This is a genomic window from Vibrio mediterranei, assembly GCF_900088415.1.
Lineage (GTDB): Bacteria > Pseudomonadota > Gammaproteobacteria > Enterobacterales > Vibrionaceae > Vibrio > Vibrio mediterranei.
Genome location: NZ_FLLQ01000004.1, coordinates 131512 through 149046, shown reverse-complemented (window position 1 = coordinate 149046; position 17535 = coordinate 131512). Strand labels below are relative to the sequence as shown.

14 protein-coding genes are annotated in these 17535 nt (G+C 44.9%); 11 read left to right on the top strand and 3 right to left on the bottom strand.

Translation table 11 applies throughout. The annotated features are described in order from the left end of the window. The first annotated feature begins 70 nt into the window (after positions 1 to 70). The 3 genes from VME0621_RS13180 to VME0621_RS13170 all read left to right on the top strand — a co-directional run bounded on the left by VME0621_RS13180 (position 71) and on the right by VME0621_RS13170 (position 4832). Complete coding sequence (locus VME0621_RS13180) at positions 71 to 1552, top strand: coniferyl aldehyde dehydrogenase (protein WP_062460810.1); 1482 nt, start codon at positions 71 to 73, stop codon at positions 1550 to 1552. A gap of 93 nt (positions 1553 to 1645) precedes the next feature. Beyond that, positions 1646 to 3208, top strand: coding sequence for a long-chain-fatty-acid--CoA ligase (locus VME0621_RS13175; protein WP_062460813.1), 1563 nt, complete (start codon positions 1646 to 1648; stop codon positions 3206 to 3208). After that, a complete protein-coding gene (locus VME0621_RS13170; RefSeq protein WP_062460816.1) occupies positions 3195 to 4832 on the top strand; it encodes a GMC family oxidoreductase in 1638 nt (545 codons plus the stop codon). The genes VME0621_RS13175 and VME0621_RS13170 overlap by 14 nt, the downstream gene beginning before the upstream one ends. A 62-nt stretch (positions 4833 to 4894) precedes the next feature. Here the strand turns inward: VME0621_RS13170 and VME0621_RS13165 are convergent, their stop codons facing one another. Together VME0621_RS13165 and VME0621_RS13160 are read right to left on the bottom strand one after the other, a co-directional pair. Continuing rightward, positions 4895 to 5770: a LysR family transcriptional regulator gene (locus tag VME0621_RS13165; RefSeq protein ID WP_062460819.1), complete on the bottom strand. Its 876-nt coding sequence runs from the start codon at positions 5768 to 5770 to the stop codon at positions 4895 to 4897. 122 nt (positions 5771 to 5892) lie between these two features. After that, entirely contained in the window at positions 5893 to 6645 is a 753-nt protein-coding gene (locus VME0621_RS13160) for a hypothetical protein (RefSeq protein ID WP_062460822.1), read from the bottom strand. 378 nt (positions 6646 to 7023) lie between these two features. Here VME0621_RS13160 and VME0621_RS13150 point away from each other — a divergent pair, with 378 nt between their 5' ends. From VME0621_RS13150 to phnE (VME0621_RS13115), 8 genes are all read left to right on the top strand, one after another. Further along, complete coding sequence (locus VME0621_RS13150; RefSeq protein ID WP_062460828.1) at positions 7024 to 7644, top strand: MarC family protein; 621 nt, start codon at positions 7024 to 7026, stop codon at positions 7642 to 7644. A 267-nt stretch (positions 7645 to 7911) separates the two neighbouring features. Next, entirely contained in the window at positions 7912 to 9801 is a 1890-nt protein-coding gene (locus tag VME0621_RS13145; RefSeq protein WP_099046326.1) for a sensor histidine kinase, read from the top strand. After that, on the top strand, positions 9798 to 11153 hold the full coding sequence (locus VME0621_RS13140; protein ID WP_062460835.1) for a sigma-54-dependent transcriptional regulator: 1356 nt from the start codon (positions 9798 to 9800) through the stop codon (positions 11151 to 11153). Before VME0621_RS13145 ends, VME0621_RS13140 begins: the two co-directional genes overlap by 4 nt. Positions 11154 to 11440: 287 nt before the next feature. Beyond that, the gene (locus VME0621_RS13135; RefSeq protein WP_062460838.1) at positions 11441 to 12658 is read left to right on the top strand and encodes a glycerophosphodiester phosphodiesterase family protein; all 1218 of its coding nucleotides are present in this window, start codon (positions 11441 to 11443) and stop codon (positions 12656 to 12658) included. A gap of 242 nt (positions 12659 to 12900) precedes the next feature. Next, the gene (gene phnD, locus VME0621_RS13130) at positions 12901 to 13941 is read left to right on the top strand and encodes a phosphate/phosphite/phosphonate ABC transporter substrate-binding protein (RefSeq protein WP_006071559.1); all 1041 of its coding nucleotides are present in this window, start codon (positions 12901 to 12903) and stop codon (positions 13939 to 13941) included. A 128-nt stretch (positions 13942 to 14069) separates the two neighbouring features. Further along, a complete protein-coding gene (phnC, locus tag VME0621_RS13125; RefSeq protein ID WP_006071560.1) occupies positions 14070 to 14840 on the top strand; it encodes a phosphonate ABC transporter ATP-binding protein in 771 nt (256 codons plus the stop codon). Then, positions 14828 to 15625 (top strand): phosphonate ABC transporter, permease protein PhnE, encoded by a 798-nt coding sequence (phnE, locus tag VME0621_RS13120; protein ID WP_006071561.1) that lies wholly within the window; start codon positions 14828 to 14830, stop codon positions 15623 to 15625. The genes phnC and phnE (VME0621_RS13120) overlap by 13 nt, the downstream gene beginning before the upstream one ends. Next, on the top strand, positions 15625 to 16428 hold the full coding sequence (gene phnE, locus VME0621_RS13115) for a phosphonate ABC transporter, permease protein PhnE (protein ID WP_006071562.1): 804 nt from the start codon (positions 15625 to 15627) through the stop codon (positions 16426 to 16428). The genes phnE (VME0621_RS13120) and phnE (VME0621_RS13115) overlap by 1 nt, the downstream gene beginning before the upstream one ends. A gap of 50 nt (positions 16429 to 16478) precedes the next feature. Here the strand turns inward: phnE (VME0621_RS13115) and VME0621_RS13110 are convergent, their stop codons facing one another. Continuing rightward, the gene (locus VME0621_RS13110) at positions 16479 to 17261 is read right to left on the bottom strand and encodes an HAD-IIB family hydrolase (RefSeq protein WP_062460841.1); all 783 of its coding nucleotides are present in this window, start codon (positions 17259 to 17261) and stop codon (positions 16479 to 16481) included. Positions 17262 to 17535 lie beyond the last annotated feature (274 nt).

Here is a 17535-nt window from a genome sequence, read left to right as displayed (position 1 = left end):
TCTCAATGTAACCTGTGCTCAATGTTATCAGAATGTTGTAATGAGGCAAATTTCAATGCGAGATTAATAAATGAGCGAAATGATTAATTGGGTAAAAGATGTAAGTTCTGAATGCGAAAGTGTCGAAGTGAGCGAGCTTAATACTTGGTTTTCTGAGCTTCAAACCGCATACCAACAAGAGACCAACCCTTCACTTGCTGTGCGAAAACAGAGATTGCAGGCTCTCAAAACACAGCTAACGCGATATCAATCGGTATTAGCGGAGGCAATGAGTGATGACTTTGGCGGACGCAGCCATACCGAGTCATTAATGGCTGACGTGTTAGCACCTATTCTCGATATCAACCATGTTAATCGCCACTTGAAAAGCTGGATGAAATCGAAAAGTCGCCCAACGGAATGGTTGTTTAAAGGCAATAAGTTACAGGTTCGCTATCAACCAAAAGGTGTGGTGGGGATTATCTGTCCTTGGAACTTTCCGCTTTATCTTTCTATTGGCCCGATGATTACTGCGTTGGCAGCAGGTAATCGCTGCATGATTAAGATGCCGCCTAACTGTCCGGCAACCACAAAGGCTCTGCGAAAAATGTTGGCCGAGATATACGCGCCAGATCTAGTCAGAATTGTTGATGGTACGCATCCAGAAGCGATGGAAATCTCTCACTTGCCGTTTGACCATCTGGTCTTTACCGGCTCACCAAATAGCGGCAAAACCATAATGGCCAATGCGGCGGCTAACCTAACGCCTGTGACGTTAGAGTTGGGCGGAAAGTCTCCGGTGGTGGTTTTTGATGACTACGATATTGAGAAAGCAGCAAGCCGTATTGCTCATGGCAAAGGCTTTAACTCAGGACAGATTTGTATCGCTCCGGATTATGCGTTTGTTCCAGAAGGCAAGGTCGATGCATTTGTAGAAGCGCTAAAACAAGCTCACATCAAGATGTACGGGGAGATTAAAGACAACGCAGACTACACGTCATTGGTGGACGATGCACAATACCAAAGATTTATTGCTCTGTTGGAAGACGCAAGACTCAAAGGGGCAAATATTACTCAGTGCTTATCGCTGGGAGAAGGCCGAAAAATGCCGCTTTTTGTCGCCACCAACCTCAATCCTAGTATGCGTATTTGCCAAGAAGAAATCTTTGGGCCGTTATTGCCAGTTCATAGTTATCGGTCAATTGATGATGTGATGCAATACATTACTGAGCGCCCAAGGCCGTTAGCTTGTTACCTGTTTAGTCACAACAAGCAGCAACGAGAAGCGCTGCTAAATCAAACTCATAGTGGCGGTGTCACCATAAACGATTGGGGCTGGCATGTACTTAACCATTCGGTGCCATTTGGTGGTGTGGGTAACTCTGGTATTGGTAACTACCACGGCGAAGAAGGTTTTCGTGAGTTGAGCCATGCACGCACAGTGTTGCAAATGAGAGAGTGGTTTCCTATCCAGCTCTTTTCTCCGCCTTACGGCAATCTTGTTCAGAAGTTGGTGCTGCGCGTATTTGTTGGTAAGCCAGACCCAGACCTCAAAACCCATTCCTCAAAATAACACGAATAACCTAATCCACTAACAACGGACCATTTTAAGAATCTTCGGCGCGCCAGTATTTACTGGCGTGGTACACCTACAAGGAGACCTCGGATGCATAACCTTGCTGTTAATCTTGAGCGCAGTGCTGCGCTCTTCCCGGACAAAACTGCTCTCAGAATGGGCGCAGAGGAGATCAGCTATCAACAACTGGAGAGTGCGGCTAGCACTGTTGCTCACAACCTCAAGCAACTTGGCTTAGAACAAGGGGACAAAGTGGCGCTTTCGTGTCCTAATGTTACCTATTTCCCCATCGCTTATTACGGAATTTTAAAGGCAGGCTGCGTGGTCGTGCCGCTCAACACGCTGTTTAAGAATCGGGAGATCGCCTACCACTTGCAAGACTCTGATGCTAAAGCGTATTTCTGTTTTGAAAACCAAGACATGGAGCCAAGTGAGCAATACGGACGATTGGGCTTTTCTCAAGTGGACAGCTGTGAACACTTCATACCCATAATGACAGCTGATGAGAGTGAACACTCATTAGAGCAGTGGTTGCAACAACCGCCGCAAGTGTTTGAATCTGCAGCAATGCAAGGGGACGATACTGCAGTCATTCTTTATACGTCGGGTACGACAGGACAACCGAAAGGCGCAGAGCTTTCTCACTCTAATATGCTGGCAAACGCAATGTCTTCTCAGTATTTAATGCGACTAGAGTACAGCGATACCACGATGGCGACCCTACCTTTATTTCACAGTTTTGGTCAAACCGTCATGATGAACGCCAGTGTGCTTACGGGGTCGTCGATTGTGCTCATTCCTCGCTTTGATCCTAAGTTGGTTATTCAACAAATCATCGACCACAAAGTTAGTGTCTTTGCGGGTGTACCCACCATGTATATCGCTCTGTTGACGGTGGGTGACCAATTACCAGAGCAATCTGAACAGGTTAAACATAGCTTGAGACTGGGTGTTTCTGGTGGGGCGTCCATGCCAGTAGAGGTGATTCGTCAGTTCGAATCGCGCTTTGAGTTACCTGTCTTGGAAGGCTATGGCTTATCGGAAACGGCGCCCGTTGCTACTTTCAATCATATCGACGGTGACCGCTTACCAGGTAGTGTAGGTCAGCCGTTATGCGGTCATATGATTAAGATATCTGATGTTCAAGGTAATGCGCTGCCTATTGGAGAGTTAGGAGAAGTGTGCATTAAGAGCCCAAGTGTTATGAAAGGCTATTACGGCAGAGCCGAAGCCAGTGCAGAAGCGTTACGTGATGGTTGGTTCTGGAGTGGTGATATTGGACGACTTGATGAGCACGGCAACTTATTCATTGTCGATAGAGTGAAAGATATGATCATTCGCGGTGGCTATAACGTCTATCCACGTGAGATTGAAGAAGTACTGATGTGTCATCCGGATGTAGAAATGGTGGCTGTTGTCGGTGAGCATGATGAGCGACTTGGTGAGGAAATTCATGCTCACGTAGTGTTGCATGAAAACTGCACCAGTGATGGCGAAACCTTGGTAGCGTGGTGCCGTAGTCAACTTGCTGATTACAAATATCCACGCCGTGTATTTATTCGAGCATCACTGCCAATGACGGCAACAGGAAAGATCTTGAAACGCGAACTGCATCCATTGGATGTGATGGAGGCAGTCGATGGACAGCTATGATTTCATTATTGTCGGTGGTGGTTCAGCAGGTTGCGTGCTTGCTTCAAGGCTATCAGAAGACCCTACTGTGAATGTTTGTTTGCTAGAAGCCGGAGGTAAAGATACCAGTCCGTTTATTCATACGCCCGTTGGCTGTGTTGTGATGATGCCAACCAAAATCAACAACTGGGGGTTTGAAACCGTTCCTCAGCCTGGACTCAATGGTCGTAAGGGTTATCAACCCAGAGGGAAGACCTTGGGTGGTTCGAGCTCAATCAATGCCATGATGTATGCACGTGGTCACCGTTATGACTATGATCTTTGGGCATCATTAGGGAATGAAGGCTGGAGCTACGATGAGTGTCTACCGTATTTCAAAAAAGCAGAAAACAATGAAGTTCATCACGATGAATTTCATGGCCAAGGTGGGCCGCTGAACGTCGCTGACTTGCGATCACCTAGCCCAATGGTGGAAAGATACCTATCAGCGTGCGAGTCAATTGGCGTGCCGACCAACCATGACGTGAACGGTGCTGAACAGTTCGGTGCTATGCAAACGCAGGTGACACAATTAAACGGTGAGAGGTGCAGTGCGGCAAAAGCTTACTTAACGCCAAACCTTAATCGTCCGAACTTAACCGTGCTCACCAAAGCCACCACGCATAAGGTGTTGTTCGATGGAAAGCGAGCGATTGGTGTAGAGTATGGAATGAAAGGGCAGCGTTTCCAAATTTACTGCAATAAAGAAGTCATTCTAAGCGCTGGTGCGTTTGGTACTCCGCAAGTGCTGTTGCTATCAGGAGTCGGTCCTAAGCAAGAGCTAGACAAACATGGTATCGACCAAGTGCATGACTTGGCGGGAGTAGGTAAGAACCTGCAAGACCATATCGACTTGGTGCACTCATACCGAACTACGGCCAAACGTGACACCTTTGGTGTATCACTAAAAATGGCGTCGGAGGCTAGTAAAGCAGTGCCTCAATGGTTCAAGCAGCGTCAAGGCAAGCTCAGCAGTAATTTCGCCGAAGGTATCGGGTTTTTGTACTCCGATATCGACGTCGATGTGCCTGACTTAGAGTTTGTCTTCGTCGTAGCGGTGGTGGACGATCATGCTCGAAAAATCCACATGAGCCATGGATTCAGTTCTCACGTAACGCTACTTAGGCCGAAAAGTACCGGCACGGTAACCCTAAATAGCGCCGACCCTTACGACGTTCCAAGTATCGACCCTACTTTCTTCCAAGATCCTGACGATATGAGAGTGATGATCAAAGGTTGGAAAAAACAGTATCAGATGCTGCAAAGTGAGGCGTTTGATGACGTTCGCGGAGCGAGTTTCTATCCTGTCGACCCTGACGATGACGCCGCAATTGAGCAAGATATCCGTAATCGTGCTGATACTCAGTATCACCCGGTTGGGACGTGCAAAATGGGTACCGAAGACGACCCTTTGGCAGTGGTAAATAGTGAACTGTCTGTCTATGGTCTGGCAAATCTTAGAGTAGTGGATGCGTCCATTATGCCTACTTTAATCGGAGGCAATACCAATGCACCCACTATTATGGTGGCTGAGAAAATAGCGGATGCTATTAAAGTCCAATATCAGCTCATTGATGGTGATAAAGACACATCGAAAGCGAGCTAATTGACCTTTCTATACAGAGCTACCGAGCCCTTGTGGTTCGCTAGCTCTCTGAGTCGCCAGCACTAACCGAACTTGTCAAACATGAAGTTAATTAGTGCTTTCTCTCTTCGTGGGATATCGGCTTTTTTTCGATAGGCAAGGTAATAAGGAATCTTTTCATTGAACACGTCAGGTAAGACGCGCTTTAGCTGCCCAGCTTCGATTTCTTGTTTTGCCATATATTCCGGCAAGATCCCAATATAGTTGGTATGCAGTACGGTGTATTTGACCATGTTCAGATCAGATACGGTAATAAAGGGTTTGTAATCCAAACTCATTAACGATCTAAGGTCATGATCGTAGTACACAGGCGGTACAGCAACTTGTGTTGAAACGATTTTATGCCTAGTTAGGTCTCTCGGCTTTTTAATCTCGCTAATATCTACATCACCTTTAGCGACGATACACTGCTTCTCTTCTGTTAATTTTCGAGCGACGAAATACTTGCTAGGCAACTCTCCAACCAAAACAGCAATATCTACTTTTGAATTCAGTTCCTTTTCAACCAACCCTTCAGTAGTGATATCGAGCTCGATGTCAGGGTAAATAGCGATAAATTCACTAAGGTGTTCGACTAAGAACTGCTGGTAAACTGAATTAGATGCTGAAAGGCGAATTTTCCCTGAGATATCGGAAATATCTTTTCTTCTTTGCTCTAGTTCGTAGTCCAACGATTCAAAAACTGGTGCAAGAGATTGGAAGTATTGTTCTCCAGAGACGGTTAACTGATTACTAAAGGCGTTTCGGTCGATCAGCTTTACAGTGAGCGTTTTTTCCAAGTTCGCTAGGCGTCGACTTAACGTGGATGTGGGCAAACCGAGCTGATCACTGGCCCTTTTAATGCTTCCATGTTCAGCTATTTTGCAAAACAGGTAATAATCATCATAGAAACTGTTCACAGTTAACCTTTTTGGTGTTGTATAGAGATATTTAGTGGTAATTAGAGTACTGCGAATTGATAAGGCAATATATCTATACAAATGCAACTGTGAGTCCCAAATTTGGGACTCGTTATTGGGCCTTATGATTTAAAGTCGATTTTTAAACCAAGCATCAGGTTAAAAGCATCAATGGAATTACCTTTATAAAATAGGCTTCGTTGAAATTCACCATAAAAGTTAAAACTACTCGATTGAAGGTCAACGATTTTGCCTACCCCAATACCGATAGGAATGTTGTATTCCTGTTCAACAAAGTCAAACTTAATAGGGGCAGTAGAGCGCAAGTAGACACCATCATTTAATGTCCAATAGAGGAATGGCGTATATTCCAGTTTGTGAACTTGATCCAGTGAGCTGTTGTCATCGACGCTGTTAATGTAAGTGAGTAGTCCAGAGTGTGAGAATGCGCTTCCTTTGACTGGGTCCATATAACCAATGCCAAATCCCAGCCCCACAGAATCACTACCGGCATAGTTTTCTGTGTGTGTGGGTAAGGTAATATTCAACCCTGCACCAACAATGACATCGTTGTCAAAAGTCCAGGCTCTAGGAATTAATAGATTAAGATCCCCAATCGCGGAAGATTGGTGATTGGACGACTGAACTACAGGTAGCGTCACTCGAACTAACCAGTTCCCCAACCCTTTACCAACCTGTAAAATGCTCCCACTGCCATAGTTACTGCTGTCGGCATCGGGACCGACCTGTTTTAGAGGTTCGGTATATTCATGCTTGAAATAAAGTACCTTTGAAAAAGGATTATTTGAGTCCTCATTTGCTGACGCATAATTAGTTATTGAAAGTGCAGCTAACGCTATAGCGTATTTGTTCATATAATTCCTCATTATTTGTATGCCTTTCGCCATATTAATGAGTGATAGACGGTCACGATATTGCCATCTAAGCATTAGCTATTCCCATTTATGAGATTGATGAAAAGTAACCTGTTATTCCAAGGTTGGGATTAAGGTAATTTGTGACAGGTTATATACTAAGCATATTCTTGCTGATGGTTTGAATGGAAGGTTGAATTCTTTTGAGGCTAACTTCATGAAAAATAAGGACAAAGAGAAAGTTCATAACTGCTTTTGACTGAATAAATAGTTCATTCCCATTATTGGGATTAGTAAACTCAATAAATGGGATGTTCAAAATACGTCTACGCATTTAGTCTTCCTGCATGCAATTCCAATAACATGAGGATTACCATAATGGCTATAGGCACGATTGATATAGTAACGTTATTACTCGCAACAATGGGACCAATGAAAATATCCATTGTCTTTTCTAAATACGCAATCAATATGACTAAAGAACAACAGCGTCAAATTGCATTCAAAACAACGATTATCGCGGCTAGTATCTGTTCCTTCTTCGTTTTGGGTGGCAGTGTTTTACTAAGTTTGTTCCATATTGATACCATGTCGTTGAACATCGCTGGTGGTATTATCCTATTTCTTTACGCTATTGAAATGGTAATGGGAAAGTCGAAAGGTGATGAGGGCCCAGTAGGAACATTTAGTAAAAGTATTGCTATATCCCCATTAGCTATGCCTTTTTTTGCAACACCTCAAGGACTTGTCGCTATAACGACACTATCAGCAGACGCAGGTCATATAGGTGGTCAGCTTATGATTCTTGCTATCGTATTAGGTATCTCTTTAGTGAACCTAATTGTGATGCTCAACATTAAGAAAGTGATGGATTTCTTGGGCGCCGAAGTGATTCAAATTATCGGTAAGATAGCAGGTATTCTGCTCACTGCACTAGCAATGCAAATGATTGTTTCGGGATTAACCGACGGATTGAAGCACCTGCAAGTACTGTCGTAGTCCCTACTAAAATATACGCCACTCTCTGTACCTTAAAAAAGCACAGCTCATAACTTGAGCTGTGCTTTTTTTATTGTGGGAATAAAGGATTGCAAACCGTGCTCTCAAAACCAAGAAGGAATAGTTTATTTAATATTTGTTATGGGTTTTTATATGGCATGTTAATCATTGGTCACGCGTAGGGCGGTTAAATTGAACAGAAAGGAGCGCGAACTAGGTCATTATTACCAACACTTATGGCAATCCTGGTTCTATTCCCTTAGAAGGCTGCATTGGTTTAAATGGCGAGGTATCGAGCTGCGTTTGGTTCTGGCGTTTACAATGCTAGCTATTACCACTTTGGTACTGTCTCTAGTTACTACCTATACCTTCAACGATCTCAATCAAAGGCTAACAGTTCTTAAAGAAAATAAAATACCGGCGTTGGAGCATGCTGCACTATTGAACGATAAAGTTAGGTTAATCATCACTTCTTCATCTCAGCTCAGTGAAGCCGACTCGAATATAGAGCGAAAGCAAGCAATGGAGAAAATAGAACGTGCGATTGATGAGATGGATCAGATCATGATCCAGTTTCCGGATTACCACTCCTATTACAAAGAAATGATTGCTCAGGTGAGTAATAGCTTGAGCTTATTGCATCAAAGTGAAAATGAATCACAGCAACTCAATCTAGAGTTACGGGATTTACTGGAAGGCTTTTACCCGCTTTTAAAACAAGCTACTCAGTCGTTGGACCAATTGCCGGATGAAGCCAAAGCTCGAATTCAATACACACAAATGAAATCGCAGCTCTACTACCAACTAGGGCTGGTGGAGAAATTGTATAGTGATGCCAGTTTTAACGAGCTCGATTATACCAGTTACCGAATCAGGCAAATTGGTCAAGAGTGGTGGGCTTTATGGCAACAGAGTGGTGTGAAGTTAGCATTTCCTGATATTGACCAAAAACTCACGATTATTTACGACTTATCTTCCAGCTCGAGTCGCCTTTATGTGCTGAAAAATAAAGCACTAGATCATAGGTATCAAGAGCAGTACTTCTTGCAAAATAGTCGCGACCATTTGAATCAGTTAACTGTGCAGATTGAGTCTAATACGAACAAGGTCAACCGAAATATCGATAACTCAATAGCTGTCGTTCAGCAGTCACTGCTTTCAAATCAACAGTTATCGCTGGCGCTGTCTTTGTTTAGTGTTTTTGCTGCGGCAGGTATCTCTTGGTTCTATGTTCGCAAGAACATTCTTGAGCGTCTCAAGCAACTGAAACACAACATGTTCGCTATCTCGACGGGTCATTTAGATACTGAAGTGGCGATTCGTGGTAATGACGAAGTGACGCAAATGGCTAAATACCTCAAAGTGTTTCAGTCAACGGCGAAAGTGGTGAAACAGACCAACCGACGCTTGGAAGCGGAAGTGGTGGAGCGAACAGCCGCAGAGGAAAAATTACGTATTACCCAAAACGAACTGATTCAAGCAGGGAAACTGGCGGCGCTGGGGCAGCTCAGTGTTGGGATTACTCATGAAATCAATCAGCCACTTACCGCGGTTAATAGTCATGTGCGCAGTGCACAGCGTTGGCTTGAAAAAGAGCGCCCCGATAACGCTATGACCAATCTTCAAAAAATCGAAGTGCTATTGGAGAAAGTGGCAGCAATCACCAGACACCTTAAAGCATTTGCTGGAAAAAGTGACGGTAGGCTTGAAAACGTACCCTTAAACAAGGTTGTGGAAGATGCTCTTGAACTCTTTGATAACCGAAGAGAGGGGGTATCGATTGTGTTCGAACAGCAGCCGGACTGTTTGGTTCGAGCCAACAGCATTAGATTGGAACAAGTTTTGGTGAATTTGGTCAGCAACGCCTTAGACGCTGTGGAAGGGAACGCTGAACCACTATTGGTGGTTTCCATTTGGAGCGACACCAAAACAGTTTCAGTTTCCGTCCAGGACAATGGGAAAGGCATACCTGCCGATGAGTTACCCTATCTTTTTGACCCATTTTACTCCACTAAGCGTTCAGGCAAGGGGCTCGGGCTTGGGCTCTCTATTGCATACAACATTATTCAAGATTTTGGAGGGACGATTCACGTCCAATCCGAGATTGATCAGGGCACTGAGTTTATTGTGACTCTGCAACAAGGCAATCCATCATGACACAACAAAAACACATCGTCCTCATTGACGACGAACACGACGTAGTAGAAGCAGTAAGTGAAATGCTAGAACTTGAAGGTTTCGCAGTTACGGCGTTCACTGACCCAAAAAAAGTGCTACGATCACTTACCAATAACAGTCGCTCGGTTGTGTTGTGTGATGTCAGGATGCCCTCGGTTGACGGCCTAACATTGTTAAGCTCAATTCAACATCGCGCGCCACAAGTTCCGGTTTTATTGATGAGTGGTCATGGGGATATTCCGATGGCTATCGAAGCAATGAAGTTGGGGGCGTTCGACTTTATCGAAAAGCCGCTTAATGCCGATGAGGTGATCGCCAAGCTCGATTTAGCTCAGTTACAAGCGCAACAAACTCTCGCTAGTACCCCATCTCTGGAGTCGACCGACAGCGAAGCGATTGAATCCGTGATTATTGGTCAATCTAAAGCGATGGAAACCATACGTAAGCAAGTGCTCGCGCTCGCTAACATAGGGGTGGATACCATCATTAATGGCGAGACAGGAACAGGAAAAGAAGTCGTAGCAAGAGCACTTCACCAGTTTAGTCGCCGACAAGCCAAACCATTTGTCGCTATCAACTGTGGTGGAATGACCGAGAGTATTATTGAAAGTGAGCTGTTTGGTCATGAAGCGGGCTCATTTACCAGTGCCAACAAAAAGCGTATTGGCAAAATTGAGCAGGCTAATGGGGGTACGTTGTTTCTTGATGAAATAGAGAGTATGCCCATAGCGGTACAGATAAAACTACTGCGCGTTATTCAAGAGCGAGTCATTGAGCGTGTGGGTGGGAATGAGTTAATACCAGTGGACATTGTTGTCGTAGCGGCCAGTAAGGCAGATCTTGCAGCATTAAGTGATACTGGCGAGTTCCGCTCGGATCTTTTCTATCGCCTTAATATCGCCAGTCTTAATCTGCCGCCATTGCGTCAACGTAAAGAAGATATCCAGAGTTTATTTAGGCATTTTGTTGGCCAGGCGAGTCAGAAATACAAGACTCGACCTTCCACGATTTATTCGGAACAGATTCAACAGCTATCGCGTCATGAGTGGCCGGGTAACGTGAGGGAACTACGTAACGTTGCGGATCGTTTTGTATTAGGCATCGTTGGTGATGGCTTTGATTTACAAACGCCAATACAAGACGCCAGTGAGACCGAGTTTGCGTTTGAAAAACAGATGGAACAATACGAACGCAATGTATTGACTGAGGCGTTAATTGAATCGGCTGGCAACATAAATGACGTCTCTAGCAAATTGAACTTACCGCGTAAGACGCTCTATCGGAAAATGAAAAAGCACCACTTGGATAAGGACGATTTTAAAGTGACCTAAGGCTTGAAGAGTGATGGAGATAATGGCAAGTCGCTTAGTGAATGGTGAAGGACAATAGTGACCCAATAGCCAGTGTTCTTTGTAAGTGGAAGTTCTAATTGACTGAAATTAAATAGTTTTGTTGTTTTGGCATGAAGGGTGCAAATCACGTGCTTGTGATAATTTTGTCACATCCTTCACGGTAAAATAGGGTGTAGAAAGCCAACGTTTTCGTTCCTATAAACGATAAACCGTGACCACTAACAAGGATTGATTCTCGTAGAGTAACGAGATGAAAGGAGAACTAAATGAAGCACATACTCACAGCAGTGGCAGGCGTCCTGATGGCGGTAAGCTCAACAAGTGTTTGGGCTGATGAACCCGCCAATTTGGGGCCAAGACCGGCGTATCTGGTGAATAGCATGGATGATAGCCCTCTTAAAGATAAGCTACTGAGTTGCAGTAATGGCGCGTTTGAGCGCAGTGATTTCTCTATCGGACACCGTGGTGCTGCGATGCAGTTTCCTGAACATACTAAAGAGTCTTATCTAGCGGCGATTGAGATGGGAGCGGGTGTACTGGAGTGTGATGTTACCTTCACCAAAGACAAGCAACTGGTTTGTCGTCACTCTCAAAGTGATTTGCACACAACAACCGATGTATTGGCACACCCAGATCTTGCAAAAAAATGCACCATACCTTTCCAGCCAGCTGATCCATCTACTGGTAAAGACGCACAAGTTGAGTGCCGCACATCAGACTTTACTCTGGCGGAGTTTAAGCGTTTGAAAGGCAAAATGGATGGCGCTAACCCGAAAGCGACCACTATCGAAGAATACATGCAGGGAACGCCAAGTTGGAGAACGGATCTGTATGCACAAAGTGGTACGTTAATGACCCATGCAGAGAGCGCTGCTCTGTTTAAGAAGCATGGGGTCAAAGTGACGCCGGAGCTAAAATCTGCAGCGGTTGAAATGCCGTTTGATGGCTTTAGTCAAGAAATGTACGCGCGAAAATTGATTGATGAACTCAAAGCCGCGGGTTTTGCGCCTTCCGATACTTACGTTCAGTCATTTAACCTAGATGACGTGAAATATTGGATTGCCGAGACACCGGAGTTTGGCGAGCAAGCAGTGTATCTTGATGACCGTGTTTATGAGCAGAAAGACTTCGTTGCTTCTCTAGAGAACATGAAAGATCTGCATAAGCAGGGCGTCAATATTATCGCCCCACCGTTGTTCGCGTTAGTGCAACTTGATGACAAAGGACAAATAGTGGCATCTGATTATGCGAAACTGGCCAAGCAAGCTGATTTAGACATTATCGCTTGGACGCTAGAACGTTCTGGGCCATTGAACAATGGCGGCGGATGGTACTATCAATCAGTCAAACCAGCTATCACAAAAGATGGTGACATGATGGTCATGCTAGATGTGTTAGCCAAAGATGTAGGTGTGTTGGGTGTGTTTAGTGATTGGCCGGCAACAGTGACCTATTACGCTAACTGTATGGACATCGAATCGTAGATTTTTTTGAAGGTAGAGTAAGGGCCTTCGGGCCCTTTTTTAGTGGCGTTAATCTTTGCAAAAAAAAAGTTGGGACAAAACTGACTCAAATGACGGTTTGTTTAATGGACACTTTTGACCCATTTAGCTAACGTGTTTGAGTGGCGTGATTTAACTAATTGAATAATAAGAATAAAATTGTTGGCACGTCGCATGCAATATGTGACGTGATTACAACAACAACGTGAAAATAAGGTTTGAATATGAAAATCAGTGTTAAAGGACTGTTAATCGCCACCTCGCTGCTTGCACCTTCCCTCGCTCTAGCAAATGAATGCTCTAGCCGCGGCGTACTTGACGATAGATACTGTGATGAAAACAACGATTTGGTCGCTGACTCTCCGAAAAATGCCGATGAGTGGATTGACCCAAGTACCTTAGTATTTACCTACACTCCAGTAGAAGATCCGGCATTGTACAAAGATGCGTTTGCTGACTTCCAAGCACATTTGAGCAAGATTACTGGTAAACGCGTAATTTACTACACGGTGCACTCAAACTCTGCTCAGGTTGAAGCGATGCGTTCTGGCCGACTTCACGTCGCAGGCTTTTCGACAGGTCCTACAGGTTATGCAGTAAACTTGGCAGGCTATGTCCCGATTGCAGTAAAAGGTGACGAAGCTGGCTTCCAAGGCTACAACCTGATTACTATTGTTCGCAAAGACAGCGGTATTAACGACATGTCTGACTTAAAGGGTAAAAAGGTTGCTCACACTTCTGCTTCATCCAACTCTGGTAACCTAGCACCACGCGCACTTTTCCCTGCTGAAGGACTTGTACCTGACCAAGACTACAAAGTGCTTTATTCAGGTAAACATGACCAATCTATTCTTGGCGTCTACAACGGCGACTATGATGCCGCGCCAGTCGCGTCAGACGTCTATGACCGCATGGTTGCAGCGGGTCGTGTTGACGATTCAGAACTAAAAATCATCTACCGCAGTCCTCGCTTCCCAACTTCAGCATTTGGTTACTCTTATAACCTGAAACCAGAACTGGTTGAGAAAATCAAAGAGGCATTCTTTAGTTACCGCTTTACCCCAGAAATGAGCGCTTCGTTTAAAGGCGCTGACCGTTTCTCACCAATCACTTATCAAGAGGAGTGGGGCGTGATTCGTGATATCGCACATGCCACGGGTACGGCTTACACCAAGGCGGGTCTGAAGAAGTTGGCTGAGAAAGATGCGGCGAAGCGTGCTAAGAAGAAAGCTGCGGAACTAGCAAAGCAAGCTAGCACTCAATAACTCCCCCCTAATTTAAACCATTAGACCTTTGTTAACTATGCCCTCAAGGGTAGGGCATAGTTCATTCAAAATTTGCCTAAGACGCTGAACAATCGAGAGCGAATTAGGGTAAGCACAAGGAAAGCAGTATGGCTGTAGCAAGCTACGACGGAATCAAAATCAATAACCTATTCCATGAATATGTCGCAGGTAAGCCAATCCTAAAAGGGATCGATATTGATATCGATGAACCGGGGATTATCGCGATCATTGGCCCATCTGGTACTGGTAAAAGTACCTTACTTCGATGCATCAATCGTCTCAACGACCCAACATCCGGTGAAATCCTGTTTGAAGGAGAAGACCTAACTAAGCTAAAGGGTCAAGAGTTGAGAAAGCAGCGCCGACACATAGGTATGGTGTTCCAAGAGTACAATTTAGTTGAACGTTTAACGGTTATTGAGAACGTACTAAGCGGCCGTTTGGGGTACATGAGTGCTTGGAATGCGTGGCGACGTAAATACTCTTCAGAAGATCTTGCTAAAGCATTTGAACTGCTCAATTTTGTTGGTTTACAAGATTTTGCTAACCAGCGAGCTGATAGCCTGTCTGGTGGTCAGCGTCAACGCGTTGGTATTGCAAGAGCTGTGATGCAAGACCCTTATATTCTGCTTGCCGATGAACCGACTTCGTCTTTGGATCCAAAAACCGCTGTGGAAATCATGGAGCTGATGGAGACCTTTGCTGAGCAGAAGAATATTCCGGTGCTGGTTAATATCCACGATGTGAACCTAGCGAAGCGATTTGCAAAACGCATTATCGGCATGTGTAACGGCAAGGTACATTATGACGGCAGCCCTGAGGGAATTACCGAAGAAGATCTGAAGATCATTTACGGAGGTGAGTCATGGCTGGACTAACTCCGAATGCAAAAATCAATGTTGAAAACCCATTCAAACCGTCGTGGACAAGTCGCGCGATTGTTGTTGCGGTCGTGGCGTATCTGTTTTACAGCGTCTCGACGTTGGGCCTGACATTTGACCGATTAATCATAGGTTTTGGTGAGAGTGAACGACTGATCTCTCGTATGATTCCACCTGATTTTTCTCGCACTAACTTGTTATTGAGTGGTTTAGCGGAGAGCTTGCAGATAGCTATCATTTCGAGCTTTTTCGGCATCGTTATTTCGCTCTTTTTGGGTCTACTAGCTGCACGAAACCTGATGCCTTTGATTGTGTCCACTCCGGTGCGAGGCTTTATCGCATTATGCCGTTCGTTCCACCCAGTCATCATTGCCATCTTGTTTGTTAAAGCGGTTGGGTTTGGCGCATTGGCGGGTATTTTGACGCTGGTGTTCGCGTCAATAGGGTTCATTGCCAAGCTATTTGCTGAGGCGATTGAAGAGATTTCCTTTAAGCCTGTAGAGGCGATTAGAGCAACCGGAGCAAGTTTTGCCAGCGTGATTCTATACGCGGTAATGCCACAAGTGTTTACTCGCTTCATCGGCTTTGCCAGTTATCAGCTTGACTCCAACTTACGTAACTCAACCATGGTCGGGATCGTTGGTGCTGGTGGACTTGGTGGTACCTTGTTCTCTGCATTCCAACGCTTTGATTATGATTTCGTTGCTGCCATTCTCATCACCATTATTGCACTCATTTTGGTTGGCGAGTTCTTGTCTAATATCGTGAGGAGAATCTTCTAATGACCACAGCAGCTATTGATAAAGAGTGGCAACGCTTTACTCCCAATGAGCGAATTGCGCGTTTCGCCGTGTATTTGTGCCTCGTATCTGCCATCGTTTGGTCATGGCAAACGGTGGAAGTGATTCCAGAGTTTTTGTATGACGCGCCAGCGCAATTTGCCGACATGTTTCAGCGTATGGTGCCTTTGGATTACGCTTTCTACCCGCAAACCATTCATGCGGCGATGATAGAAACGCTGCATATCGCAACACTGGGTACACTATTTACTTTGATTTTTGCAATACCTCTCGCGCTGCTTAATGCACCGAATATTACACCAAGCAAAACATTAAACTGGATTGCTCAGTTCTTCTTGGTATCTTCGCGCTCAGTGAACTCATTGGTTTGGGCGCTATTGTTTATTGCGCTGTTTGGCCCCGGTGTTCTGGCTGGCATTATGGCGATTGCGATTCGCAGCGTCGGTTTTGTAGGGAAACTGCTGTCGGAAGCCATTGCTGAAGTGAACATGGGGCCTATCGAGGCATTACGAGCGACAGGTGCGTCTTGGATGAGCGTGATTGTCAAAGGCTATTGGCCTCAAGTAATGCCCGCTTTTTATTCGATTGTGTTGTTCCGTTGGGACATCAACGTACGTGAATCTGCAGTGCTTGGCTTAGTTGGGGCTGGGGGGATCGGCGTAGTTCTTAACGATGCTCAAAACCTATTCGAATGGCAGAAAGTCTCAATGGTGTTAGTGACGATTTTCGCAGTCGTTATTATTGCTGAAGCCTTAGTCATTCACATTCGAAACAAGTTAATCTAGTTGATTTATACCCAATAAAAAACGGCCATTATGGCCGTTTTTTATTGCTATTAACTTTGCTTGAGCGCAATCAGTTTCTCGGCAAACTCTGCAAATCCGAAGCCACCCGGCTTAGTCATCACAAGGCTAGGCTTATGTTCTAGCTTATCCCAATAGTGCGTAATGTTGGCCACACCCACGGTGAGAGGTAAGCGCTCAAACATCAATTGATCATTAAGAGAGTCCCCTACGTAGCAGCATTGCTCATCAACCTTATGGCCCTCAATGCCTTTGCCTTTCAAGAAGCTGAGAGATGAGTGGCGTTTAGAGTGGTCACCATACCAAGCATTAATATGAATAGAACTTGCAGTAGCATGCGCACCTAAAGTATGGATTCGAGTTAGTACCTGTTGAACAATGTTCGGATCCACAGGCTCACGGTTCTGACCAATATCAATGGCAACTTCGCATAATCGATAGGATTGGTCGAGAGTTAACGCTAAATCAGGAAAGTCGCTCAATATACCTAGCACTTGCTGTATGAGTTTGGCTTGATCTGCGCGAATCTGCTCCAAAGGTCGCTCGGTGGTTATTTGCAACGCACCATTTTTCTTTTCCAACAAGAATGCACCATTTTCTCCGAGTACCGCATCCACTGGCCACAACTGAGCAATATGGTCGCACCATCCTGCACAAGCACCAGTCACCGCCACCACTTTGATGCCATTATCTCGCAGAGACTGTAGGGCGATGAGAGTGTCAGGAGGCAAGGAGCCATCCCACGTTAAGGTGTCATCAACATCGGTCAGAACCCAGTTGATCTGCTTCCATTCTGAAGAGAGTGGATTGGTCATACTTTCTATTCTCAGTTGTACTTTTTATCGTGTTTTCAATAGTACCAAAACGGCAAAATTATGCAGTGACGTAGGTAGATTTAGCTATGCCTATATGACGTTTGAAGCGTTGGAACACACTCAAATGTCACAATGTATGTCTGGTTTCCGCCGCTTATGCCCGTTTCCCACAGTCAATGCCCGTTTTTTTGTGTGGTAAACCAAACAATCGGGCAAAAGTGGTCACTGAAAAATCTAGTGTGAGCTGGGTCGTAGTTTTTTTGGCCTTTTCGAT

Coding starts and splice junctions, on each gene's coding strand:
- VME0621_RS13180 (WP_062460810.1), top strand. CDS start 71: ATGAGCGAAATGATTAATTGGGTAAAAGATGTAAGTTCTGAATGCGAA.
- VME0621_RS13175 (WP_062460813.1), top strand. CDS start 1,646: ATGCATAACCTTGCTGTTAATCTTGAGCGCAGTGCTGCGCTCTTCCCG.
- VME0621_RS13170 (WP_062460816.1), top strand. CDS start 3,195: ATGGACAGCTATGATTTCATTATTGTCGGTGGTGGTTCAGCAGGTTGC.
- VME0621_RS13160 (WP_062460822.1), bottom strand. CDS start 6,645: ATGAACAAATACGCTATAGCGTTAGCTGCACTTTCAATAACTAATTAT.
- VME0621_RS13150 (WP_062460828.1), top strand. CDS start 7,024: ATGGCTATAGGCACGATTGATATAGTAACGTTATTACTCGCAACAATG.
- VME0621_RS13140 (WP_062460835.1), top strand. CDS start 9,798: ATGACACAACAAAAACACATCGTCCTCATTGACGACGAACACGACGTA.
- VME0621_RS13135 (WP_062460838.1), top strand. CDS start 11,441: ATGAAGCACATACTCACAGCAGTGGCAGGCGTCCTGATGGCGGTAAGC.
- phnD (WP_006071559.1), top strand. CDS start 12,901: ATGAAAATCAGTGTTAAAGGACTGTTAATCGCCACCTCGCTGCTTGCA.
- phnC (WP_006071560.1), top strand. CDS start 14,070: ATGGCTGTAGCAAGCTACGACGGAATCAAAATCAATAACCTATTCCAT.
- phnE (WP_006071561.1), top strand. CDS start 14,828: ATGGCTGGACTAACTCCGAATGCAAAAATCAATGTTGAAAACCCATTC.
- phnE (WP_006071562.1), top strand. CDS start 15,625: ATGACCACAGCAGCTATTGATAAAGAGTGGCAACGCTTTACTCCCAAT.
- VME0621_RS13110 (WP_062460841.1), bottom strand. CDS start 17,261: ATGACCAATCCACTCTCTTCAGAATGGAAGCAGATCAACTGGGTTCTG.